Annotated in this window: 24 protein-coding genes and 1 riboswitch; of the genes, 20 read left to right on the top strand and 4 right to left on the bottom strand. The window is 38.2% G+C overall.

Translation table 11 applies throughout. The annotated features are described in order from the left end of the window. Positions 1-32: 32 nt before the first annotated feature. The 15 genes from BUA72_RS01345 to BUA72_RS01275 all read left to right on the top strand — a co-directional run bounded on the left by BUA72_RS01345 (position 33) and on the right by BUA72_RS01275 (position 14,360). A complete protein-coding gene (locus tag BUA72_RS01345) occupies positions 33-581 on the top strand; it encodes a dihydrofolate reductase family protein (RefSeq protein ID WP_072921474.1) in 549 nt (182 codons plus the stop codon). Between the two features lie 116 nt (positions 582-697). Further along, positions 698-1,477 carry an alpha/beta fold hydrolase gene (locus BUA72_RS01340; RefSeq protein WP_072921472.1) on the top strand — a complete coding sequence of 260 codons (780 nt, stop codon included), beginning with the start codon at positions 698-700 and terminating at the stop codon, positions 1,475-1,477. 32 nt (positions 1,478-1,509) lie between these two features. Then, the gene (locus BUA72_RS01335) at positions 1,510-2,169 is read left to right on the top strand and encodes a DUF4272 domain-containing protein (protein ID WP_072921470.1); all 660 of its coding nucleotides are present in this window, start codon (positions 1,510-1,512) and stop codon (positions 2,167-2,169) included. Between the two features lie 147 nt (positions 2,170-2,316). Next, positions 2,317-3,066, top strand: a complete 750-nt coding sequence (locus BUA72_RS01330; RefSeq protein WP_072921468.1) for a hypothetical protein — start codon at positions 2,317-2,319, stop codon at positions 3,064-3,066. Positions 3,067-3,131: 65 nt separating this feature from the next. Beyond that, the gene (locus tag BUA72_RS01325) at positions 3,132-4,151 is read left to right on the top strand and encodes a sensor histidine kinase (protein WP_072921466.1); all 1,020 of its coding nucleotides are present in this window, start codon (positions 3,132-3,134) and stop codon (positions 4,149-4,151) included. 8 nt (positions 4,152-4,159) lie between these two features. After that, a complete protein-coding gene (locus tag BUA72_RS01320; RefSeq protein ID WP_072922461.1) occupies positions 4,160-4,927 on the top strand; it encodes a LytR/AlgR family response regulator transcription factor in 768 nt (255 codons plus the stop codon). 23 nt (positions 4,928-4,950) lie between these two features. Further along, complete coding sequence (locus BUA72_RS01315; RefSeq protein ID WP_072922460.1) at positions 4,951-5,709, top strand: SMI1/KNR4 family protein; 759 nt, start codon at positions 4,951-4,953, stop codon at positions 5,707-5,709. 174 nt (positions 5,710-5,883) lie between these two features. Beyond that, a complete protein-coding gene (locus BUA72_RS01310; protein WP_175548842.1) occupies positions 5,884-6,297 on the top strand; it encodes a toxin-antitoxin system YwqK family antitoxin in 414 nt (137 codons plus the stop codon). Positions 6,298-6,511: 214 nt separating this feature from the next. Further along, a riboswitch (FMN riboswitch) is annotated at positions 6,512-6,637 on the top strand. Between the two features lie 90 nt (positions 6,638-6,727). Beyond that, complete coding sequence (gene ribB, locus BUA72_RS01305; RefSeq protein ID WP_072921463.1) at positions 6,728-7,372, top strand: 3,4-dihydroxy-2-butanone-4-phosphate synthase; 645 nt, start codon at positions 6,728-6,730, stop codon at positions 7,370-7,372. Positions 7,373-7,503: 131 nt separating this feature from the next. Beyond that, entirely contained in the window at positions 7,504-8,499 is a 996-nt protein-coding gene (locus tag BUA72_RS01300) for a T9SS type A sorting domain-containing protein (RefSeq protein WP_072921461.1), read from the top strand. A 244-nt stretch (positions 8,500-8,743) separates the two neighbouring features. Next, complete coding sequence (locus BUA72_RS01295) at positions 8,744-9,496, top strand: DUF3575 domain-containing protein (protein WP_072921459.1); 753 nt, start codon at positions 8,744-8,746, stop codon at positions 9,494-9,496. A gap of 92 nt (positions 9,497-9,588) precedes the next feature. Next, positions 9,589-10,266, top strand: coding sequence for a response regulator transcription factor (locus BUA72_RS01290; RefSeq protein WP_072921457.1), 678 nt, complete (start codon positions 9,589-9,591; stop codon positions 10,264-10,266). Next, complete coding sequence (locus tag BUA72_RS01285; protein ID WP_072921455.1) at positions 10,263-11,531, top strand: sensor histidine kinase; 1,269 nt, start codon at positions 10,263-10,265, stop codon at positions 11,529-11,531. Before BUA72_RS01290 ends, BUA72_RS01285 begins: the two co-directional genes overlap by 4 nt. A gap of 102 nt (positions 11,532-11,633) precedes the next feature. Further along, on the top strand, positions 11,634-13,046 hold the full coding sequence (locus BUA72_RS01280; protein ID WP_139259467.1) for a porin: 1,413 nt from the start codon (positions 11,634-11,636) through the stop codon (positions 13,044-13,046). 21 nt (positions 13,047-13,067) lie between these two features. Beyond that, positions 13,068-14,360, top strand: coding sequence for an MFS transporter (locus tag BUA72_RS01275; protein WP_034723451.1), 1,293 nt, complete (start codon positions 13,068-13,070; stop codon positions 14,358-14,360). Positions 14,361-14,565: 205 nt separating this feature from the next. Here the strand turns inward: BUA72_RS01275 and BUA72_RS01270 are convergent, their stop codons facing one another. After that, on the bottom strand, positions 14,566-14,778 hold the full coding sequence (locus tag BUA72_RS01270) for a hypothetical protein (RefSeq protein ID WP_040997349.1): 213 nt from the start codon (positions 14,776-14,778) through the stop codon (positions 14,566-14,568). 857 nt (positions 14,779-15,635) lie between these two features. Between BUA72_RS01270 and BUA72_RS01265 the strand changes: the two genes are divergently transcribed. The 5 genes from BUA72_RS01265 to BUA72_RS01245 all read left to right on the top strand — a co-directional run bounded on the left by BUA72_RS01265 (position 15,636) and on the right by BUA72_RS01245 (position 20,191). Continuing rightward, complete coding sequence (locus BUA72_RS01265) at positions 15,636-16,487, top strand: alpha/beta fold hydrolase (RefSeq protein WP_047452538.1); 852 nt, start codon at positions 15,636-15,638, stop codon at positions 16,485-16,487. After that, positions 16,487-16,957, top strand: a complete 471-nt coding sequence (locus BUA72_RS01260; protein ID WP_072921452.1) for an RNA polymerase sigma factor — start codon at positions 16,487-16,489, stop codon at positions 16,955-16,957. The genes BUA72_RS01265 and BUA72_RS01260 overlap by 1 nt, the downstream gene beginning before the upstream one ends. Beyond that, positions 16,947-17,549: a hypothetical protein gene (locus BUA72_RS01255; protein ID WP_072921450.1), complete on the top strand. Its 603-nt coding sequence runs from the start codon at positions 16,947-16,949 to the stop codon at positions 17,547-17,549. The genes BUA72_RS01260 and BUA72_RS01255 overlap by 11 nt, the downstream gene beginning before the upstream one ends. 46 nt (positions 17,550-17,595) lie before the next feature. Further along, positions 17,596-18,207, top strand: a complete 612-nt coding sequence (locus BUA72_RS01250; protein WP_072921448.1) for a class I SAM-dependent methyltransferase — start codon at positions 17,596-17,598, stop codon at positions 18,205-18,207. 199 nt (positions 18,208-18,406) lie between these two features. Next, entirely contained in the window at positions 18,407-20,191 is a 1,785-nt protein-coding gene (locus tag BUA72_RS01245) for a GEVED domain-containing protein (RefSeq protein ID WP_072921446.1), read from the top strand. Between the two features lie 66 nt (positions 20,192-20,257). Here the strand turns inward: BUA72_RS01245 and BUA72_RS01240 are convergent, their stop codons facing one another. From BUA72_RS01240 to truA, 3 genes are all read right to left on the bottom strand, one after another. Beyond that, complete coding sequence (locus BUA72_RS01240) at positions 20,258-22,018, bottom strand: ABC transporter ATP-binding protein (RefSeq protein ID WP_047452549.1); 1,761 nt, start codon at positions 22,016-22,018, stop codon at positions 20,258-20,260. 286 nt (positions 22,019-22,304) lie between these two features. Continuing rightward, on the bottom strand, positions 22,305-22,646 hold the full coding sequence (locus BUA72_RS01235; protein ID WP_072921444.1) for a hypothetical protein: 342 nt from the start codon (positions 22,644-22,646) through the stop codon (positions 22,305-22,307). Positions 22,647-22,876: 230 nt separating this feature from the next. Further along, on the bottom strand, positions 22,877-23,632 hold the full coding sequence (truA, locus tag BUA72_RS01230; protein ID WP_228407823.1) for a tRNA pseudouridine(38-40) synthase TruA: 756 nt from the start codon (positions 23,630-23,632) through the stop codon (positions 22,877-22,879). Between the last annotated feature and the right edge of the window lie 4 nt (positions 23,633-23,636).

Genomic DNA, 23,636 nt, shown 5'->3' with positions numbered 1-23,636 from the left:
TTTACAGTACCAAAACCTAATGAATAATAAACATGAAAAAAGTAGTTCTTGATCTCGCCGTTACTTTAGATGGATTTATTGAAGGACCCAATGGGGAAACCGATTGGTGCATTATGGATGACGACATGAATTTTGACGGATTTCTGGACAGTATCGACACCATTTTTTATGGCAGGGTAAGTTATGATGCATGGGGAAATTATCAGCCGGAAGACAGTGCTGATGCTGAAGAAAAGAAACTTTGGACAGCTGTACATTCAAAAAACAAATATGTCTTTTCAACACAGACCAGAGAGGATCCGCAGGCCGTTTTTATCATTTCAGACATTGCTGAAAAAGTGGCAGAGATCAAAAAACAGCCTGGAAAAGACATCTGGCTTTACGGTGGGGCCAGTCTTATCAAAACCTTTATTCAGCTTCATCTTATCGATGTATACAGAATCTCTGTTCACCCTGTTGCCTTAGGAAGCGGAAAACCATTATTTGAAAATATGAAAGAGAGGCTGGAACTGAAACTGATGGCCACCCATACCTTCCGATCCGGAGTGGTACAGCTCATCTATGAACCGCAGCGCCCATAAACAAATCTTCAAAAAAGCCCAATAATACAGGGATTTCACCATACTTTACAAATCTCTTTTTGTACATTAGCCTTTTAATCACAAACTCGCTATACAAGCAGAACAATATATTAATCATGGAAAAATACGCACAATCGTCAGACGGACAGAAAATTCATTATAAAGAAAGCGGGCAGGGAAATCCTACCCTATTATTCGTACACGGATGGCTCGGCAATGCAGAATGGTGGAACAGCCAAGAAGAATATTTCAGGAATACCTATCATATTGTACAAATGAGTCTTGCAGGACACGGCTTATCTGATAAATCGCGGAAAGAATGGTCAAGTGAGCTGTATGCAGATGATATCAAAGCTGTAGCAGATCAGATTGGTTCATCAGAAATTATTCTTGTAGGACACTCGATGTCAGGAGCTTATGTACTGGAAGCTTCTTTAAAGATCCCTCAGGTTAAGGCTCTTGTTCTGATAGATACGATAAAAGATTTAGATGAAGCCTTTACGGATGAGCAGGCTGAACAATATATGTTTGTGCATTATCGCAACGATTTTAAAAATGCGGTGGAACATATTCTTCCCCAATATCTTTTTGTGGAAAACACACCTTCGGATGTAAGAGAAAGGCTACAGAATGAGTTCCTTCAAAACACATCGGAAGCAGCCATCTATCTACTAAGACCTTTATATATAAAAGATTTCAGGGATACCGCTTCAAAAGTTCAGGTGCCGGTAAGAGCCATCAATTCTGATAATTCTCCTACTAACATTGAGAATAACAGAAAGTATTTAAAAGATTACAACTCTATTGAAATAGCCGGAACCGGTCATTATCCAATGCTGGAAAATCCGGAGAAGTTTAACGAATTACTTGAACAGACCATCAAAGAACTCATCTAAATTCATCACACCCATCTTTTATTATATTCAATATGTCCATCAACGAAGAAGGCCTTTCACGAAAAGAAAGAACTGAGGAAATCCTCAAAAAAGAAGGAATTAAAATTAATTTCAACCTTCCCTATATAGAAACGGAAGAAGAAACCACCCTGAGAACTTCTGAAGAAATCGCGCAAAGGCTGACCGTTCTTGCTGTCACCAACCTTATCGCTTTTGATTCCATTGAGCCGGAAGAGGCCATTGATTATCTTAAAGAATATGATCTCTGGGACTTTGTGACTCCGGACGAAAAAGATTTTTTAAACGATCCCACAGAACACAAAAAATCTCAGGAAAGCTGGAAGTGTGAATGCATCTGGGTTTTATTTTGGGCCCTAAAAATCGTTGACACCCTACCCTTTCCTGATGAACTGTGCGATCTGAATGATATCCCAGCGGAGCATTATCCTGTGGGTGGAGACCTCAATCCCAATGATTTCATCAGTCGAAATTATGAAGTCCGTTCAAAATCTGAAATCCTTGATGCAGCTGATTTGTATTACAGATACGATTGGGCCTGTGTAGATGCCCGCATCAACAACCTTGAAATGGAGACAATAGATTCCGGGATTGTGTATGAAAGACATTATGCCTTAAACTGGCTGATCACCTATATGGATCAGGATTGGGATGATGTTTCATGTGATACTTAATCTGTGTAACAAGAACTTTTCTGCCACTATCATGTAACTCATTCCTAAAATTCCTTTATTCAAAGGAATTTTTCCTTGGCTTATTACTTTTGGTTTGAGGAGCAATCAATATCTGAATAGTTTTGTCCTATACAATATAACAACACTATGAATAAAGAATTGATTTTTCTAAGAGCGTTTGCTTTTGCAACAGTAATCGGGATGGTTTTCCTTACGACCTCAGCTTTTAAAACAAACGGAAATCAAAAATTCACGGAAATTGATGTCGAAAGAATTAATATCGTGGAAAAAGACGGCACGGTAAAAATGATCATTACCAATGTTGACCGGTTTCCCAACGGAAACGATAAAATCAATACCCGCCCAACCAATGAAAGCAGGAAAAAACGTTCAGGAATGCTGTTTTTTAATGAAGACGGTATTGAATGTGGAGGATTTATCTATGACGGACAAAAAAAGGAAAACGGACATAGCTCAGGTTTATCATTAACCTATGATCAATACAATGGAGATCAGGTAATGCAGCTTTTAACTCAGGATTATACAAAAGGGGGCAAACGGTTTGTGTCCAGCAGTCTTGCTTTTAATGACCGTCCTTCAGAAGAATCACAAATAAAAACTTCCGAAATTATGAAAGAACTTGAAGACCTCCGGAAAAAAGATCCTAAAGCCATGCAGCAAAAGTATGACGACTATGTAAAAAAGAATCTGATAGGAGGCGCTCCGAGAATTATGCTGGGGAAATCCAAAGCTGAAAATAACGGCCTCTTTTTATTTGACGACAAAGGAATGCCCAAAGCGATGTTCTATATTGATAAAGAAAATAATGCAAAACTTGATTTCTATAATGACAAAGGAGAGGTCACCGCATCATTCCCGGATCATAAGACAAAATAATTTGAGTCATCAGCAGCCCTTTATTTTTTATAGGGCTATTTTTGTATCATCTGACCAGAATATCTATGAAAAATATTTTGAACGAAATTAGGCAAAGCAAGTACTTTCTACTTTTTGTATTTCTTTTTGGCTATGCCCAATCCATACAGATCAGGCTTCTGGTAAGGAAAACACTTGACTGGTACATCTTCACTCCGGAAGCAGCAGTCCTGTCTTTTATAAGTGCCGGAATTCTGTTTTTTGTGATGGAATTCTTTATGAAACACTGGCAGAAATCAGATACTTTCAGCACGGGTGAAGCATTAAAAATATTCAGCACCTCAATGCTCGTCTATTTAGCAGTCATGAAGCTATTAGGACTGTGCATCTCACTGGCATTTAACACTTTTGAAAGAAATTTCAATCAGGAAACCCTGATACTTTCAACCCTGTCCGAAATAATGGACACTTTTATCTATGGAAGTTTTTTTCTGGCTTTCTACTATTATCAAAAAAACAAAAGAAAACAAAAACAGATCGATGAATATAATCAGGCATTCTCCGAAGCAAAGATCAGCCAGCTCAAATCACAGCTTAACCCCCATTTCCTGTTCAACAATTTGAATGTTTTAGACCAGTTAATCAACGAAGATCAATACAAAGCCTCTGATTTCCTGAATGAATTTGCTGAAATATACCGGTATGTTCTTCAGGTTTCTGATAAAAGTTTAATCTCAATAGATGAAGAAATTTCTTTTGCAAAAAAATACTTCAACCTCATGCAGCACAAGTATGGCAATGCCTATCTGCTGGAAATCCAAAATCTAAACACCAGGGGCCAAATCATACCGCTCACCCTGCAGCTGCTTTTGGAAAATGCCATTCAGCACAACCTCGGAACAGAAAAAAATCCTGTTTTGATTACCATCTCTGCAGACAGCAGTCTTGTTGTATCAAATAATACCGTGATCAAAAGAAACACAAAATCCACTTCCGGAAGGGCACTGAATAATCTGAGACAGCAATATGCTCTGTTAGCCGGTACACAGTTTGAAATCGTCCATACGGAAAATGAGTTTTCAGTAACTTTACCCATAATCCCATGACAAGAGAAATGATCAAAATTCTTATCATTGAAGATGAAATCCCGGCAAGAAAAAAACTCAGAAGATTTCTGGACGAGGTAAACGAACCCATTTCCGTAGAAGCAGAGGTAGATACGATACAGGATGCTGTGAATTTCCTAAAAACCAATGTTACTATTGACCTTATCCTCTCGGACATTGAACTTTTGGATGGAAATGCATTTGATATTTACCGTGACGTACAGATTTCCTGCCCCATCATCTTCACAACTGCCTATGACCGGTTTTGGATGGATGCTTTCGAAAGCAACGGCATAGAATATCTTTTAAAACCTTTTTCATTAGAAAGATTCCAAAAGGCCTGGAATAAATTTCTATTGCTCAGAAAAAGTCACACAACAGATCATTCTTTGCATTTAAAACTGGATCAGATCATTGGCAATGGGGCAGAAAAAAAATACAAAGGACGATTTTCCGTCAATACCACTCAGGGGATTTATTTTTTTGAAACAAAAGACATTCTGCTTTTTGAGGCTGACGAAGGCGTTGTTTTTGCTCTGGATAAAACAGGAAAAAAACATCTGCTAAATGTATCTACCTTAAAGGAAATCGAAATACAGCTTAATCCATTGGAGTTTTTCAGGATCAACCGCAGTGAACTTGTTAATAAAAAATTCATCGAAAGAATTGAACGTTATTCTAAAAATGCATTAGCTTTAAAGATAGAGGGATATGAGAGGTATTTGATAACCAGCCAAAGCAATACCAGCCTCTTCCGGAAATGGATAGAAAAATAAATTTTGAACCGAGTAAACAGCCCATGATGCAACAGGAAATCATTGACCAATTCACCAGTCTTTCAGAAGGAAAACTCACCGCACAGGAATGGCTGAGCTGGTTCAGCGATCATAAAGGTGACGTAGAAAAAGTATGTGGAAGAACGGCCTTCCTTAAAATAAAACCTAAGGAAAGTTTCAGCGGGGTCAGAAATCTGTATATCGGGCAGCTGGGCGCTTTTGACTGGTTAAAATCTGTGAAAATAAATGCTGAGTTTTCTGATCTTTATAAAAAAGGCTGGGAAAGAGAATTTGATGATTTCTGTAAAGCAGAAAAACTAAAAGAGAAGCAGCTTCAGAAAGACGTTGAAAGTAAATTTGGCTATTTAAAAGACAGCTATCCGAAATTTTTCAGGCAATTAACGAAATCATACAGTAATTCTGACATCATCGAAGCCGGTGTACAGCAGGAATTTATACCGGATATAGAAAAAGAACTCTCTATCAAACTTCCTGAAGACCTGATAACATGGTACCGGAATGTATCCGTTTTAAAATTAGAGGGGCTGGAAATGGATTGTAATGAATTAACGATCGAAACTATTCAGAAAAAGCAATATCTGGTTCTGGGAGAATTCTGGCTGTATGGTGACGGAGATCAATTGCTGTACAGTCTGGAGAATCAAAATATTTACGTACTTGCCCACGAAAATACACCTCCGAAAGTGATAAAAATCGCGAATTCACTGTCTGACTTAATTGAGAAGAAAATAGTCTTTTATTTGAAGGAGTATGAATCTTAAGACTTAAAACTTTTTATCTTTGGAAAATGTCTCGATGCTTATCAAACTATTGACAATCCAACTCGAGAAATCTGTAAAAGAAAAATAATGACAATCTTATCTATGTATAAAATACTTCTTACGTTACTCTTAACAATTTTCGTAAGCAAAAACCTGTACTCCCAAAATATAAATTTGGAAGAATATGAAGTTTATCTTGGAAATACCCTGATTGCTAAGGGGGATTTCATTAAAAACAGCCAGAATTTAAATGAGGTTCAATCAAAAACACTTGAATTTAAACCAATAACAGATGGACTTAAAAAGGCTTACTATTTAAATGGCAAATTATACTCAAGCGGGAAGATTGAAAATCTGAAAGAAAATGGGGTCTGGGAATACTGGCATCCTAATGGACAAAAAGCAAGAAAAGGCGAATTTATTAATGGAAAGCCAAACGGAACTCATGAATATTGGTACGAAAATGGAAATATCCGGGGCATAGGAAACTGGAAAAATGGAGTATATGACGGCAAATGGGAAATGTATAATGAAAAGGGACTCGAAAAGACAGTTCAGGAATATAAGGATGGAAAACAGATTCTTTAAATCAACAATTATTAAATAAAAAATATCAAAATTTTATAAATTAAGCCATTCTAACTTTGAATGGCTATTTTTTTGAACTTAAAGCGACAATTGATAAATAGCATCAAAAATCCCTTCTCCAATTCAAAAAACTTCCCGAAATTTGCCGTCTGTGCGTTAAATATAATCAATGAAATAAAATTTTAAATCAGAACATACAGTAAAACTTAGTATAAGTTTTCTTCGGGGCAGGGTGAAATTCCCTACCGGCGGTTACAGTCCGCGACTCCTTTCTTTTGAAGGGACTGATTTGGTGAAATTCCAAAACCGACAGTTAAAGTCTGGATGGGAGAAGAAAATGAAACGGTCAGTAAGATTCCTTACGGGCTTATTGTGCCGTATTTCATTTCCATGTACCGAAGACTATTTTAACTTTTAAAAGTAAAATAACATGGAAAAATTATTAGAACAATTTGGAGCGACCTCCACAGAACGTGTAGAAAATGCACTTCTAAAACTACAACAGGGAAAAGGAATTCTTTTAGTAGATGATGAAAACCGTGAAAACGAAGGTGATATCATCTTTCCCGCATCCACCATTACAGAACAGGACATGGCACTTCTGATCCGCGAATGCAGCGGTATCGTATGTCTTTGCATTTCGGAAGAAAAAAGCAAGCACCTGAATCTGCGTCCGATGGTGGAAACCAACAACTCAAAAAACCAGACCGCATTCACCATTTCTATCGAAGCCAAAGAAGGCGTTGAATCCGGTGTGTCCGCAAAAGACCGTGTAACAACGATCAGAACAGCTGTGGCTGAAAATGCACAGGCAACGCATATTGCAAGCCCTGGACACGTTTTCCCACTGATTGCTAAGCAAGGTGGCGTTTTCGAAAGACGGGGCCATACCGAAGGCAGTGTAGATCTTGTAAAAATGGCCAATCTAGGTGACGATGCCGTACTTTGCGAGCTGACTAACGAAGATGGCTCGATGGCAAGACTTCCTGAAATCGTGAAATTTGCATCTTTAAAAGAGATGAGCGTAGTTACGATTGAAGACATTTACGCGTATCGCAAAATCATGAGCAACTAGAAAAAAATATTTAACGTACAGAACAGCCATCCGATCATACCGGATGGCTGTTTTATTTAAATTATTCATTAAAAACAAGTTAACATAAAAACTAATATCTGTTTTTATTTATCTTAGTGAAAATTTTGACCATGAAAACATCACTACTCTTTTTGCTGGGTATTTCCGGCGCACTTTCCGCACAGATCACGCTGACCAAAGCGGCCAACGATCCTTTATCAGGAGATACAGCGAATGATTACACGGTAACGGGAACCGTTAATAATACCGCTACAGGGGCCAATGTTACCTTTTCAAACGGCAGTCTGGTACAGGGAACAGCTTCTCCAACGGTGTATTCGACACCTTCTGCAGCAGAGATTACGACATTTCCGGGTTCTACTATTAAAATGGCCAGTGGAGCAACCTCTATTTTTTATAAAGCCTCCGCAACAAAACTGGAAATCACCGGAGTAATCAATCCTCAGGCTACTTTAAATTTTTCCGTAGACAATGGTACGTATATGAATTATCCTACAGCGTTCGGAGTAAATCAAACTGATAATGCCAGAGGAAATTTCACATCCTCTGCCGCTAATGGATTTTTCAGCGGGACAATGGGCACTCTTGCTGATGCCTACGGAACCCTGATCATCGGCAGCAAAACCTACACGAATGTATTGAGAGTAAAATTTACACAGAATTTTAATTTATACGCTCCATTTGACGTTGCATTAACCAATCCGATCGGAACTTTTACCAATACTGCTTATTCTTATTATGACGGCAGCCACCGCTATGCACTGCTGACATCTACAAGTGGAAATATTACAGTTCCTTTACTGGGAGTCAATCAATCTACATCAAGTGCTGTGGCTCTGGGTGAGACCTTTTTAGGAACGGCCAATACTGCAAAAAAAGAAGATTTCACTGTTTATCCTAATCCGGCGCAGGATTTTATTGGGTTTAAAGGAAATACAGGAAATTATACAACAGCCAATATCTATAGTCTGGATGGCAAACTGATCAAAACATCAGATCTGAAATCCGGAAAAGTACAGATTTCTGAGCTTCCGACAGCCAATTACTTTATCCAGGTTTCCGGAAAAGATGCTAAGACAGAAACGGTGAAGTTTATCAAGAAATAAAACAATACAATATTATAAACAAACAACCCCGTTCAGAACTGAGCGGGGTTGATTGTTGAGTGGTTATTTTACTTTAAAAGTAATGCCGCGAGATGCTGTCAATTATTCTTATTATATTCCCATCGAATAATACAAACAGCAATCATATTATTATTTTTAAGTTAAAAACAAACCCATATTGAAGTTTAATTAATTTTTTGCCCGTTTTTTGCTGATACTTTTTTACACCACAAAATATAAGATTATGAAAAAGCTCCTTATCTTAATTCCCTGTTTCCTGCTTTCCGAAGCAAACGCACAGGAAGTTCAGGCTGTTCCCTCGGAAAAAATGAATATCATCAAGACCAACGTTACAGCTTATGCCTTCAGAAATATCAACCTGTCTTATGAAAGAGCCATTAACCAATGGTTCTCCGTGAATATAGGTTTTGGAACAATGACACAGGGGAAAGTGCCCTTCATTAATGCTTTTTTGAAAGATGAAGATGAGAAAAGATTTCAGAACCTAAGGGTAAAGGCCACCAATTTCACCATCGAGCCACGATTCTACATCGGGAAAGGTTATGGAAAAGGATTTTATTTTGCTCCTTATTACCGGTATTCCGATGTTTCATCCAATAGTTTTGATTTCTATTATGATTATGATGCTGTTGACGGAAATACCTACCAGATCCCACTGAAAGGTCAGGGAAGCACAAGCGGAAACAGCGGCGGACTAATGGTTGGGGTCCAGTTTTTCTTAACCCGAAGCCAAAACCTGGTTCTTGATTTCTGGATCGCCGGCGCTCATTATGGAAGCGGAAAAGGAGACTTCACAATGACCAGCGATTATGTCCTGACTCCGGAAATGCAGGCTCAGCTTAAAAAGGAAATTGAAAACCTGGACATTCCGTTTGTAGATTACACCGTTGAAACAAATGCCAATGGCGCGAAAGTCAAAGTAGACGGGCCGTGGGCCGGCTTCAGAAGCGGCCTCTCCATTGGATACAGGTTTTAAAACCATAATTAAAAAATACCGTTCTTTATTTTCTGAACGGTTTTTTTATATCTTTAAACCGGATAACCGTTTATCCTGTTTAATACTTTCGCATGAAAATTCTCATCATAGAAGACCATAAAGATCTTGCGTCCAACATCACAGACTATCTTAAAAAAGAAGATTACGTCTGTGAAGTAGCTTCTGATGCGAAAGAAGCTATTGACAAAATAGAACTTTTTGAGTACGACTGCATTCTCCTGGACCTTATGCTTCCCGACGGAAACGGCCTGGATATTCTGAAACATATTAAAAACTACGCTCCCGGAGCAAGTGTCATTATTGTTTCTGCAAAAAATTCTTTAGACACCAAACTGACCGGACTGGATGACGGTGCCGATGATTATATCACCAAACCATTTTCATTACCCGAACTTCACTCCAGGATAAAAGCGGTGCTCAGAAGAAAAACACCGGAGGCCAACCGCATTCTAAGCTTCAATGAAATTAAAATTGATCTGGAATCTAAAGAATGCAGAATCAATGACCAACTGGTCAATCTTACCAAAAAGGAACTGAACCTGCTGATCTATTTCATCAACAACCAGAACAGGATGCTTTCCAAGCAGGCCATTGCAAGTCATCTTTGGGGCGACTATACGTACAGCATTGATAATGTAGACTTTGTGTATCAGCATTTAAAAAACTTACGGAAGAAAGTGATTGATACCGGTGGAAAAGATTATCTGCAAACTGTTTACGGATTGGGTTATAAATGGATTGATAAATGAATTTAAGTTTTCGTTTTGCCAGAGCATTCACCGTATTGGTATTTTTTGTACTGATCACCGGTTTTGCGATCCTTTATTTCGCTTTTGAAAGAGCAACGATGCGTTCTGCTATTCTTAAACTTGAGGATTTAAACAGTTATGTAGCCCGCAGACTGGAAAGTGACCCTTCCTATGATTATTTAAAATTCCATCACAGGCAGATCCAGGTGAAAATTCTCCCCGCAGATTCTAAAAATTTCAAGGAAAAAATCATTGAAGAGAAATACATCTGGAACAAAAGCATCCAGTCCCACATGAACAGGATTACGGTCACTACGTATCCTTTAATTAAGCAGAAAAGATACGCCATCACCAGTGTAAGGTACATTACGATCATCGAGAATAATTTTCTGATGAGCATCATCATGGTTATTGCCTGGATTATGGTTTTTCTGATCATTCTTACCATCATTGTGAGTATTCTGGTATCTAAAAAAATCCTTGAACCTTTTTATCATGCGATAGACGAAATTAAGAAATTCAGTTTGAGAGACAACCGCTCCATGGACCTGATGAAAACGGAAACCGAAGAATTCCAATCGCTAAACAGGTTTCTGCTGAAAATGACAGAAAGCTCTAAAAAGGATTATCACCTACTGGAAGAACTTTCGGAAAATACATCTCATGAATTGCAAACGCCATTGGCTTCCATCAAAGGAAAAATAGAACTACTGATGGACAGTGAGCTTTCGGAAAACCAGCTGATCACACTTTCGTCTATGAATGATGAACTGGACAGGCTTTCGTCTATTAATCAATCTCTTATTCTCCTCGCCAAGCTTGAACATTTTGAAAAAAATGATTCTCAACTTATCAATTTCTCAGAGCTGCTTCAGGAAAGGCTACTCTATTTTGAGGATATATTTGAAATACAGAATCTTACGGTAACGAAAGATATCCAGGAGGAAGTCTATCTTAATTTTGATCAGAATCTGGCTACGATCGTCATCAACAACCTCATCAATAATTCCAAAAGGCACAATATAGAAAACGGAAAAATATCGGTGATACTTACGGAAAGCTATTTACAGATATCCAATACAGGAAATCCGCCCACTGTTCCTACTGAGGAATTATTTCAGAGATTCAGACGCGGAAACCCTAATCAGAATTCCATCGGGATTGGTTTGGCCCTCGTGAAGAAAATTTTGGAGATTTATGACACTGAAATATTCTATCAATTTGAAAACAATCTGCATATTACAAGAATCAATTTCGTAAAATAAAATACTGAATTTCAAAAACATAACATCAAATGATTCAATTTTGTGAAAACTTCAGAATTTCTTCAGAATGTATGTATTGTTTAGGTGCAAATAAAAGCGCCAATGAAAAAACTACTTATCATTTTCAGTTTTACTGTTATGCAGTGTATGTACGGTCAGGATACGATGAGTATTAAGAAAAGCCCTGAAGAGATTTCTTCTGAGAAAAACCCTTTAGATGTGGGAGAGCTTAAAATCAATCTTAATGCTAAAGGAGACAAATGGCTGAAATTCGGTATTTCCAGCCAGATCTGGCTCCGCAGTATCGATAACAATCCCGGAACACTGGTGAACGGAGTTCCTCAGGAACAAACCTACGATGCCAGCATCCGGAGAATGAGACTCATTATTCAAAGCCAGGTCACTCCTTTTTATTCTGTTTTTTTACAGATGGGAATCAATAATCAGAGTTTTATTTCAGGAGGCGGAACAGGTACCGGAAACAATGGAGCCGGAAAAAAAGCACCTTTCTTTTTTCATGATGCTTATAATGAATTCGCGATTATTCCAAGAAATGATTTCCAGACAGGAAAACCGAACAAAAACAATCTATACCTAGGCGCAGGACTCCACTCATGGAACGGGGTAAGCAGACTCACCAACGCCAGCACAACCAAAATGCTCGCAGGTGATATCCCTGTTTTCAATTTTCCAATGATAGAAATAGCCGATCAGTTTTCAAGGCAACTGGGAATTTTTGTCCATGGGGAATTCGATAGAATTAATTACCGTTTCAGTGTTAACAAACCTTTTGCGACCAGTTTGAAACCAGCCATCGGAGGTGCGGCTGTAGACAATAACCAAAGTGGAAAACTGTCTTACGCAGGATATGCCTTCTACCAGTTTTTTAACAAAGAAACTACGGTGACTTCATTTCTCCCGGGAAATAATTTAGCTACAAAAAAAGTATTAAATCTTGGAGCCGGTTTTTACACCAATAAAGAGGCAACGCAATCTCAACCTTCTGAAAATGTTTTCGAATCTCATGATGTGAATATTTTAGGAGCAGATGTTTATACAGAACTTCCCGTAGGAGATAAAAGCAAAGAGATGGGATTAACACTATATTCTGTTTTTTACAATTATAATTACGGTCCTAATTATTTAAGAGTAAGCGGTCTTTTGAATCCCGGAACTCCCAACGCAGATTTCATGGGACAAAAAGCACTGGAAGGTCCCGGAAACAACAGGGTTCTGATGGGAACAGGAAATATCTGGTTTTCACAGATGGGGTTTGTGCTTCCGAAATTCAGTAAAATCCTGAAGGTTCAGCCATTTTTCAATTATGCCCTAAAAGATATGAATGCCCTTAACCAGAATGGAAGTTATTATGACATTGGAGCCAATTTCTATCTCTACGGTCAAAACGCAAGAATCGTTGCCCAATACAGCAGCAGACCGCTTTATGACCTTACATCCAAAACAATTTTTGACAGAAAAGGTGAATTTTTACTGTCTTTTCAAATCGTACTTTAAAAAATTTAATATCTTACTCATATGAATACTACTCAAATTACAACTGCTCAAAGGATCAAAGCCATTGTGGGCGGTTCCGTAGGAAACCTGGTCGAATGGTACGACTGGTATGCTTACGCTGCTTTTGCTATTTATTTCTCCAACTCCTTTTTCCCGGATTCCGACCTGAATGCACAGCTGATGAATACAGCAGGAATCTTTGCTGTAGGCTTCCTGATGCGCCCCATCGGAGGCTGGATCTTCGGAAGTATTGCAGATAAGATCGGAAGAAAAAAAGCAATGACACTTTCAGTTTTGCTGATGTCTTTCGGTTCGCTGCTTATTGCATTGACCCCGACTTATAAAACCATAGGAATTTTGGCTCCTGCCCTATTATTAATTGCAAGACTATTACAGGGATTGAGTGTTGGTGGGGAATATGGTGTTTCTGCAACCTACCTCAGCGAGATGGCATCGGAAAACCGGAGAGGGTTTTATTCAAGCTTTCAGTATGTAACGCTTATTGGTGGGCAGCTGATCGCATTGGGCATTCAGTTGATTTTACAGAAACTGCTTTTAACGGAGACTCAGCTTGAAGAATGGGGCTGGAGAATTCCATTCGTCATCGGAGCTTTGCTTTCTGTGATTGCTTTGTATTTAAGAGCCAATCTTCATGAAACAGAAGCTTTTGAAAATAAAAAAGAGGTTAACGACAAGAAAAAAGGAACCGTTACAGAACTTCTGAAACATCCTAAAGCCTTACTGACCGTAATTGGACTTACTTTAGGAGGAACTCTGGCCTTTTACACCTATACTACCTATATGCAGAAGTTTCTGGTGAACACCGTTCATCTTACCAAGGAACAGTCTACCCTGATTTCATTTATTTCACTGTTTATATTTGCCTGTCTGCAGCCAGTATTCGGAGCATTATCAGATAGAATCGGGAGAAGACCACTGCTTTTAGGTTTTGGAATTCTGGGAACATTATTTACCGTTCCTCTGCTCACCGCTTTAAGTACAACCACATCGATGTGGACGGCGTTTTTCCTGATTATGGCAGCACTTATTATTGTCAGCGGTTATACTTCCATCAATGCTGTTGTCAAGGCGGAACTCTTTCCTTCTGAGATCAGAGCGCTGGGAGTAGGTCTTCCGTATGCCCTTACAGTGGCTATTTTCGGAGGAACAGCAGAATATGTAGCCCTTTGGTTCAAGCAGGCGGGAACAGAACAGTATTTCTACTGGTATATCACCGGATGTATTCTGTTTTCTCTGATTGTTTATGCCGGAATGAAGGATACAAAAGAAAACTCTTCACTGGATAAAGATTAAAATAAATAACCTGAGTACAGGATAAGACATTTTTGTTTGCGTAAGTTTGATAAAAACCCTGAGGCAAAATATCGAGGACTACCCTTGTCAAGGTTTAAAACCTTGACAAGGGTACCAAAAGCAAGTTCCAATCACTTAACCTTCAACTCAAATTAACAGCTATAAAAACCGGGCGCCGCAGATTCTCTGCGGCGCCCATTTATTTTTAGTGGTAAGCCTTTTTAAATTTCTCTACCATACTGTCCAGGTTATGACGCTGAACATACACGCTTTTTATTTCCTGATATCTCGGAGACTTGTAAAAAACTTCATGGAAATCCATGCTTCCGTTTCCTACTTTCACTACTTTCTGTACATCGATATTCAGTTTTTTCAGCTCGTCTTTAAAGACTTTAAATTCATCTTGTATATTGCTCATTTATATTTTTTGGATTTTAGTTAAAAATTTCAATTTTACACTTCATACCCTTCGGCAAGCTGGGGCAGCTTCTTAATTAGTAATAAAATTAGTGAATTTTCCAATATAATCATCAGGTAAATACTATTTTTTTATTCAAATTAATGATTTTATACGGATTTTACATTTTTTTAGAATAATCAGATCATTTTAAATGACAAAAATCCCATAGAAAACTTATAGGTAAGGCCTATTAATTCAGGAAAAAATAGTGGAAAAGCAAATATTCTGATGAATCACATGAATCAGACAAAATATGATATTTTTCAGTTCAATAATTTGAAAAATTGTTGTGAAATCTATTGAAATAGAGCGGAGAGACCCGATTTTTAATACATTATGGTTGAAGTCGAAGGTTTTTAAGAAGAAGAAAGATGATTGATGAATGTTTTTACTATTTGAAAATTAGCTTGTTGGAAAAACACAAAGACGTAAAAATTAATTTAAATGTGAATATTTTAAGGCGCAAGAAAATCAAAGATTTTCAGCTAGGATGATGAGATTGCTTCGTCGCTGTGCTCCTCGCAATGACAGCAGTATCAATTTTATCGGAGATAAAATCCTTGCGCCTTAAAACATATGAATAGAAACAAATCTTTGCGCCGTTGCGTTTTACCAACATTCAGAAAACAAAAAAAATATTCGATGAGATTTCTCCGTTCCTCGCAATGACTGCGGATTAATAACTGTTTTAGAATAATAAAAAACTTTGCACTGCTGCGTTTTCACCAACATTCAGAAAATAATTTAAAAACATTTTGTAACATTTTAAAAAAACAGGTCTCTAAAAGGCATATTCACCTTAAAATTTTATAATCATGAAAAAATACAGAATCTTCTTTATCCTTATGTTAGTTTTTGCTGCAGCATGCAATATATTCGGGCAGACCAAAACCTATCCTTTTGAAGTCAAAAAAACAGGACACGGCAAACAGACCATTATTTTTATTCCCGGATTTGCTTCTTCGGGAGAAGTCTGGAATGAAACGGTATCCAAATTTGACAGCAAATTTTCCTGTTATGTATTAACGATGAAAGGATTTGCGGGCGTACCACCATTGGCTGATGCCAGTTTTAAGGACTGGGAAAAAGAAATTGCAGCTTATATCAAGGATCAGAAAATTGACAAGCCCATCATCATTGGACACAGCATGGGAGGTGGTCTGGCGATGGCACTGGCGGCAGATTATCCGGAGCTTATTGCAAAAATAGTAGTGGTAGACACACTTCCGTGTCTGGCGGCATTATCGGATCCGAATTTCACATCTAAAGAGAATAATGACTGTACCTCAACAATCAATTCTTTGAAAGCTATGAGTGATGAACAATTTAAACAGATGCAAACCGGCACCATTCCACGCCTTGTCGCTGATCCAGCTATGCAGGAAACCGTGATTGGCTGGAGCATGAAATCCGACCGGACTACTTTTGCCAAAATGTACTGCGATTTTTCGAACACAGATTTACGCGAAAAAATAAAAACGATTCAATGTCCTTCGCTTATCCTTCTGGAGTCTTATTTTGTTAATTTTAAACCGGCTATTGAAAATCAATATAAAAATTTAAAAAATGCAGATATGAGGTATGCTTCAAAAGGACTTCATTTTATCATGTATGACGACAAAGAATGGTACTTTGAACAGTTGAATAACTTTTTATCCTCCAAATAATGGTATTTGAAGATATATATGAGCTGTACTGGCAGAAGATATTCCGTTTATGCATGGGATATGTAAATAACTCTGAACTGGCTCAGGATCTCGCTCAGGAAACCTTCATTATTGTCTGGCGGCAGCTTCCGAAATTCAGGAACGAATCCAGCATTGGAACGTGGATCTTCAGAATTGCTTCGAACAACTGCTTAAAACAGATTGAAAAGGAGAAAAGATTTACCAAAGCGGAACTTCCCATTCACCTCGAAGAAAAAAAACAGGAATCTATGGAACCGCAGATCCAGCTGCTGTATCAGTTTATTTCGGAGCTGCCTGAAACGGACAGGATCATTATTTCGCTGGAGCTCGAAGAAGTGAAACAGGCGGAAATTGCAGGAATCGTGGGACTTTCGGAATCCAATATCCGGGTAAGGATTCACAGGATAAAAGAAAAATTAACAAAAAGATTCAAAGAAAATGGCTACTAATATAGATTTTAAAAACCTCTGGCAACGGCAGACTGCCGAGAAACCAAGTATAGAAGAGCTGCTTGGAAGACTTAAGAAATTCAAAAACGAAAACTTAAGAAGATTATTGGTTACCAATGTTTTGCTGATCCTCACCAGCCTATTCATAGGATTTATCTGGTATTATTATCAGCCTCAGTTTCTCTCTACCAAAATCGGAATTGTACTGGTTATTCTGGCCATGCTTATTTTTCTTTTTGCTTATAATAAGCTGTTCAGCCCTATTTATAAACTCGACAACACTCAAACGAATGCTGAATATTTACAGAGTCTGTATTCACTGAAGAGTAAGCAGAAATTTATGCAGACCACGATGCTGAACTTATATTTCATCATGCTCTTCGCAGGAATCAGTCTGTATATGTATGAATACGCGTCAAGAATGGAAATGATGTATGCCGTTTTAACGTATGGGCTCACTTTTTTATGGGTTGCTTTCAACTGGTTTTATTTAAGACCGAAAACCATCAGGAAACAGCAGGGAAAACTGAATGGATTAATTCATAAATTCGAAGAAATAAACCAACAGTTAAAAGAACAGGAGATTTCCTGACAAAAACCAAACTCAAGTTCTTTTACCCACATTCAAATGCATTAAGATGAGTAATACCAACACAGATCACTGGGAAAACGTATATGAAACTAAAAATCCGGACCAGGTAAGCTGGACTCAGGAAAAACCACAGACATCACTCGATTTCATTCATTCCTGTGGATTGGATAAAGAGGCAAAAATCATTGATATAGGAGGTGGAGACAGTAATCTTGTTGATTTTTTACTGGATGAAGGCTATGAAAACATCACGGTTCTCGACATTTCATCAAAGGCTCTGGAAAAAGCAAAGGCAAGATTAGGAGATAAAGCTCAAAAGGTGAAATGGATTGTAGCGGATATTACTGAATTTGATACGGATGAAACTTATGATATCTGGCATGACCGGGCCGCCTTTCACTTTCTGACAACATCGGAACAAATCTTAAAGTACACGTCCATAGCAAAGAAAAATGTACAGGCATTCATGATCATAGGAACTTTTTCCAAAAACGGCCCGACCAGGTGCAGCGGACTTGAGATTCAGCAGTATGATGAACATTCAATGGCTGCTGAGTTTGAATCAGATTTTGAAAAAATAAAATGTCACACCGTAAATCATATGACTCCTTTCGATACCTTACAAAATTTCGTGTTTTGTAGTTTTAAGAAAATATAATACGTTTTATCTTTTTATTTATTGGATTTTAATCGCAATTATTGCCATATTTCTATTTTTCATTTATATATAAATTTATCGGTTTATATGGTTTTTAATTATAAATTAAACCATTTAACAACCAATACATTATAAAAAGCAACAATTTATTGATTATTTTATTTATTTTTAACACACCCACAACTTAAATAATATATTCATGAAAAAACTACTATTAATTATTGTTTCAGGTTTATTCTGTACAAATCTCTACTCGCAGAAGCTGGAACCTCAGGAATGCGGAACTGATGAACTGATGCGGAAACATTACGAAAGGTATCCGGAACAGAAGGCTCAGGATGACGCTTTTAATTTAGAAATATCCAAACTGATCAAAAGCGGAAAATTCGCTAAGACCATCAACAAAAAGCTGGTTTATGAAATTCCGGTGGTGGTGCATGTAGTAGGCGACGGAAGTGCTATAGGAACCGTAAATAACAAATCCGATGCTGATATCATTGCATGGGTAAATTATACGAACGGCGTTTTTTCCGGAAGTTCGACCAGCGGTATGGCCGGAACCAGCGCTGTACTGCCTGTGAAATTTGTTTTTGCTAAAGTGAATCCAAGCTGTGATCCTACGAACGGAATTAACAGAATCAATGCCTCTCATCTTCCAAAATATGTAAGCGGAGGTGTCAATGATGACAATACCACCAATGCAGTAGCTGCCACTGAGATCACGGCCTTAGGGATGTGGGACACCAGCAAATATTACAATATCTATGTCGTGAAGAAACTAACCTCCAATGCAGGAGCACTGAATGGATATGCTTATTATCCGGGAGGCAGCAAGGACTATTCTTTCATGGCAACAAGCGCTTCTGCGGTGAACAAGCAGACTTTAGCGCATGAATTCGGGCATGCACTGGGACTTCGCCATACTCATGAAGGCTATACCGAATCTACAGGCGCCTGCCCTACCAATACCGATTGTACCTTGCAAGGGGATTTGGTTTGTGACACTGAACCGATGAAAAGTCTTTATCACTCTTCGGTTCCAAGCAGCTGCCAAACGGGGCAGATCAATCCATGTACCAGCGTGACTTATGCTGGTGGTGAGAGAAATGTCATGGCCTATACCTATTGCTTCAGAGATTTATTTACTTCGGGGCAAGCAGACCGTGCAACAGCGCAACTTCTGCAGTACAGACAGTCTTTGATCAACTCTACCGTTGCTTCTTCTACTACACCTAATAACAACACTGTTTTAACCACAGCCTGTGCTCCGACTTCCATCACAAATCCCGGAGGATCTAATATAGGGGTCACTTCTGTGAAGTTTGGGGATATCAATAATTATTCTTCCAACTACAAACAGGCTTCCAATAATTTCTACGAAAACTTTACAGGAAATTACTGTGCAGGTGTTTCCAAAACGACGATCCCAGGTGGTACAGCAACAACCCTTACCGTTGCACCGGGAACCAACAATTCACATATTATCAAAGCGTATATAGATTACAACAACGACGGACAGTTCAATGAAACGACTGAACTTGTACTTAATCAAAGTGGAATCAGCAACGGCTCTGTAGCCACAGCATCAGTAACTCCTCCTGCAACGGCTGTAGCAAATACGGCTTTAAGAATGAGAGTTATCGGTGAGTTTAACGGGACCGCGGTTACGGCCTGCTACACTCCAAAATATGGACAGGTGGAAGATTATTCGGTCATTATTAACCGTCAGAGTCTGTTAGCGGTTGAAAATGTCGCCAAAGTAAATGTCGCAGAAATCACTAAAGACGAGAATTCCGTATATATAAAAAGTGATCTGAAAATTTCCTCACTTCATATTTATGATGCTTCGGGAAGGCTTCTTACAGGCAGAACAGATATCAAATCTTCTGAATACAGATTTCCTTTGAATGCAAAGAACACAATTTTAACGGTAACTGCGGTTCTGGAAAACGGAAAAGTGGTCACTAAGAAATTAAAATTCTAAGGATCCATTGAAATAAAAAAGAGAGCTATAAGGCTCTCTTTTTGTTTTATATATAATCAAACTGATCTATGAATTCTGTTCTTCTTCTTCCAGTTCCACTTCATGTCTCAGCTGTGCTTTATACAGTGTAGCGTAGTATCCGTTTTGATCAAGAAGCTCCAAATGTTTTCCTTCTTCTACGATTTTCCCGTGCTCCATGACAATGATTTTATCCGCCTTTTCAATGGTGGAAAGTCTGTGCGCAATGATAATCGAGGTTCTGTTTTTAGTAATTTTTTCTGTCGCTTTCTGAATTAATTTTTCACTTTCATGATCTATTGAAGAGGTCGCTTCATCCAGAATCAGGATTTTAGGATCTGATAAATACGCTCTCAGGAAAGACAACAGCTGTCTCTGTCCTAAAGAAATAGAGGAACCTCTTTCGCTTACCACAAAATCATAGCCGCCCGGAAGCTGCTCGATGAATTCGTCCACTTCAATTTCCTTTGCTCCTGCTTTGATTTTTTCCAAAGTAATGCTGTCATCCCCAAACGCAAGGTTTTCAAAAATACTTCCATGGAAAAGGAATACATCCTGTAACACCACACCGATATGACTTCTCAGGTTATATAGTTCGTAATCCTTTAGATCAACATCATCAATGACGATTCTTCCGGAATTAATATCATAAAGCCTTGTGATCAAACTGATAATCGTAGATTTTCCTGCACCTGTAGCTCCTACAATAGCAACTGTTTCTCCGGGATTTACTTTAAAATCAATTCCCTTCAGTACTTCCTGCTTCTCATCGTAGGCGAAGCGTACATTTTCAAATTCGATTTTACCGTCAAAGTGATCTTTTTTCACGGTTCCTGTATTCGGCATTGCATAATCCTCATCCATCACACCCAATACTCTTTCTGCCCCTACAATTCCTCTCTGGATATTATTGAAACGGTCTGCAATCTGTCTTAACGGACGGATCAACATAGAAATATACTGAATAAATGCGATAACAACACCGGCACTGATCGTGATATATCCGCCATAGAAAAGAATAAATCCAATGAATAACGAGGAAATCAATTCTACCACCGGAAAGAATAGTGAGAAGATGAAAACCGTTCTCAATAAAGCAGTTTTCAGCGTAATATTAATGTCATCAAATCTTTTAAATTCAGCTCCCTGTCTGTTGAATACCTGAATAATAGACATCCCCGCCAGTCTTTCCTGAACAAAAGAGTTCTGATTCGCAGTCCAGGTTCTCTCGTCTCCGAAAGCTTTTTTCAGTCTTTTCTGGAAAAATCTGGTAATTACTACCATTAATGGAAGGATCGCCAATGTAATATAACTCAGGTGAACATTCGTACTGAACATCATTATCAAAACAAATACAATCCTCAGAATATCCCCGAAAACCATCAGGAAACCGTCAGTATAAACGGTAGCAATGGTTTCCACATCACCTACAGCACGGGTCACAAGCTGACCGATAGGCGTTTTATCAAAGAATGAGGTCCTGAAATAGATCAGCTTCGCATACAGCCTCTCACGAATATCACGGATAACGTTCTGCGAAATATAGTTGGAAAAATAAACTAAGAAAAAGTTTAAAATAGTCTCAGCAAAAACCAAACCTACCAGAATATAGATATGCTTCATCATCAAAGCTTTATCCTTCAGCTTGGTGATGTCATTATCCACCACTTCCATGGTAAGATAAGGCCTGTAGGTAGAAACTATGGACAGTATGACGGAAATTATTAATGTAAGGATGAACCAGGAACGGAATTTCATTCCAATAAAGAACAGCCTCTTAACAATCTCCCAGGTATCTTGTTTTTTCATTGTACGGGTTGAAGAAAGAATTTAAAATTCTATGCAAAAATAAGACTTTATAATTTGACAGCCTTTACAACTTCATCAATTCGTTATAGAAAATTTCAGATAAGTGTTATTTACAATATGAATATATTAAGCCCGGTTTTTCAGCCTTTTTCACGACAGATTTAGTCGTCAGAGTTTATAATTTTCCCGGCTTGTTTTAATGGTTTCAAAATTTGGCTGAGACACTCGGAGCCAACGTACCGATGACTTCGAGAACCTCAGTCACCAGGCTTTAGATCATCAAATTTTATAAGTTCTCTTTCCCTATTTTTTCAATTTCCAAAGAAGGCTTATTCATATGTTCCTTTACAAATTTTCTTTCAAGAAGGTGATAAACGCCATATACGGCTGCAATGGAAATAATCCAGCTGACAATATTAACGATAGAAAAACCTGTATAATTGACTTCCTCCAGAGAATCCGGATCGGTAATTCCCTGATAAATTCCATAAGAAAAACCAAAAAACAATTGCATTCCAAGATACACTCCAATGGCCAAAAGCCCGTAGTGCCATTTTGTTTTCCCGAACCTTTCGGCAAGCTGTGCGTAATATCGGTAGGCTCCGATAAGAATAAAAATTGATAACATAATTCGTGTTTTTATCATAGCAGAAAATTCAGGCCTTTCCTGAATTCATCATACGTTCAGTACTTTTCTATTTCCACTAAAGAACACTTTATGCTAAAGAAAGGGGATGTAAAGAATCTTTTCATGGAAATAGTTATCCTGCTAAAATAACAAATTTTTCTGTATTGTGAACAAACAGAATACGATACAAAAAATGTTGAAATGATTATTTGGGTTTGGTCTTCTTCTGACTAAAATTCATAGCCTACATCTACAAGGAACAGTCCGTGTCCCGGCGCTGAAGTTCCGGCAGCATTGCGGTGTTTATCTTCGATGATTTTACGCAGATCTTCAGGTTGTATTTTACCACTTCCGATTTCCACCATGGTTCCTACAATTGCACGTACCATATTTCTCAGGAAGCGGTTGGCTGAAACCGTAAACTTAAGTTCTGTTCCATCCTGCTCCCACTCGGCTTTGTACATTTTACAGATATTGGTTTTGTTGTCCGTTTTTAATTTCGCAAAACTGGTAAAATCTTCATATTCAAACAGAATTTTGCAGGCTTCGTTCATTTTTTGAATATCCAGCTGTCTTTTCCAGTGCTGCCACGCAGATTCCTGAGTGAACGGATTTTTGGCCAGAGAAATATAATATTCATACGTTCTGTACGTCGCATCAAAACGCGCATGGAAATCATCTTTCACCGGAAACATTCTTTTTATGCTGATATCTGGAGGCAGAAAACTGTTCAGTTTATAAGGAAGGTTGATCACATCCACCTCTTTTTCGGTATCGAAATGGGCAAATATTTTTTTGGCGTGAACACCGGTATCCGTTCTTCCGGCCCCTGTGGTTTTGATTTCTTCCCTTAATATCGTGGAAAGCGCTTTTTCCAGTTCTTCCTGTACAGAAATGGCATCCGGCTGTATCTGATAACCGAAATAATTTTTGCCATTGTAAGAAAATTCAATAAAGTATCTCAATGCATTAAAATAACTCCACAAAAAT

It is taken from the genome of Chryseobacterium sp. OV279 (genome assembly GCF_900128945.1).
GTDB lineage: Bacteria > Bacteroidota > Bacteroidia > Flavobacteriales > Weeksellaceae > Chryseobacterium.
Note: the sequence above shows the minus strand (reverse complement) of the source record. Positions and strands in the feature narration are given on the sequence as shown.

What these genes read in the sequence shown, in the direction of transcription:
- BUA72_RS01345 (WP_072921474.1), top strand. Translation starts at nt 33, where the DNA reads ATGAAAAAAGTAGTTCTTGATCTCGCCGTTACTTTAGATGGATTTATT.
- BUA72_RS01340 (WP_072921472.1), top strand. Translation starts at nt 698, where the DNA reads ATGGAAAAATACGCACAATCGTCAGACGGACAGAAAATTCATTATAAA.
- BUA72_RS01335 (WP_072921470.1), top strand. Translation starts at nt 1,510, where the DNA reads ATGTCCATCAACGAAGAAGGCCTTTCACGAAAAGAAAGAACTGAGGAA.
- BUA72_RS01330 (WP_072921468.1), top strand. Translation starts at nt 2,317, where the DNA reads ATGAATAAAGAATTGATTTTTCTAAGAGCGTTTGCTTTTGCAACAGTA.
- BUA72_RS01325 (WP_072921466.1), top strand. Translation starts at nt 3,132, where the DNA reads ATGAAAAATATTTTGAACGAAATTAGGCAAAGCAAGTACTTTCTACTT.
- BUA72_RS01320 (WP_072922461.1), top strand. Translation starts at nt 4,160, where the DNA reads ATGATCAAAATTCTTATCATTGAAGATGAAATCCCGGCAAGAAAAAAA.
- BUA72_RS01315 (WP_072922460.1), top strand. Translation starts at nt 4,951, where the DNA reads ATGATGCAACAGGAAATCATTGACCAATTCACCAGTCTTTCAGAAGGA.
- ribB (WP_072921463.1), top strand. Translation starts at nt 6,728, where the DNA reads ATGGAAAAATTATTAGAACAATTTGGAGCGACCTCCACAGAACGTGTA.
- BUA72_RS01300 (WP_072921461.1), top strand. Translation starts at nt 7,504, where the DNA reads ATGAAAACATCACTACTCTTTTTGCTGGGTATTTCCGGCGCACTTTCC.
- BUA72_RS01295 (WP_072921459.1), top strand. Translation starts at nt 8,744, where the DNA reads ATGAAAAAGCTCCTTATCTTAATTCCCTGTTTCCTGCTTTCCGAAGCA.
- BUA72_RS01290 (WP_072921457.1), top strand. Translation starts at nt 9,589, where the DNA reads ATGAAAATTCTCATCATAGAAGACCATAAAGATCTTGCGTCCAACATC.
- BUA72_RS01285 (WP_072921455.1), top strand. Translation starts at nt 10,263, where the DNA reads ATGAATTTAAGTTTTCGTTTTGCCAGAGCATTCACCGTATTGGTATTT.
- BUA72_RS01280 (WP_139259467.1), top strand. Translation starts at nt 11,634, where the DNA reads ATGAAAAAACTACTTATCATTTTCAGTTTTACTGTTATGCAGTGTATG.
- BUA72_RS01275 (WP_034723451.1), top strand. Translation starts at nt 13,068, where the DNA reads ATGAATACTACTCAAATTACAACTGCTCAAAGGATCAAAGCCATTGTG.
- BUA72_RS01270 (WP_040997349.1), bottom strand. Translation starts at nt 14,778, where the DNA reads ATGAGCAATATACAAGATGAATTTAAAGTCTTTAAAGACGAGCTGAAA.
- BUA72_RS01265 (WP_047452538.1), top strand. Translation starts at nt 15,636, where the DNA reads ATGAAAAAATACAGAATCTTCTTTATCCTTATGTTAGTTTTTGCTGCA.
- BUA72_RS01260 (WP_072921452.1), top strand. Translation starts at nt 16,487, where the DNA reads ATGGTATTTGAAGATATATATGAGCTGTACTGGCAGAAGATATTCCGT.
- BUA72_RS01255 (WP_072921450.1), top strand. Translation starts at nt 16,947, where the DNA reads ATGGCTACTAATATAGATTTTAAAAACCTCTGGCAACGGCAGACTGCC.
- BUA72_RS01250 (WP_072921448.1), top strand. Translation starts at nt 17,596, where the DNA reads ATGAGTAATACCAACACAGATCACTGGGAAAACGTATATGAAACTAAA.
- BUA72_RS01245 (WP_072921446.1), top strand. Translation starts at nt 18,407, where the DNA reads ATGAAAAAACTACTATTAATTATTGTTTCAGGTTTATTCTGTACAAAT.
- BUA72_RS01240 (WP_047452549.1), bottom strand. Translation starts at nt 22,018, where the DNA reads ATGAAAAAACAAGATACCTGGGAGATTGTTAAGAGGCTGTTCTTTATT.
- BUA72_RS01235 (WP_072921444.1), bottom strand. Translation starts at nt 22,646, where the DNA reads ATGTTATCAATTTTTATTCTTATCGGAGCCTACCGATATTACGCACAG.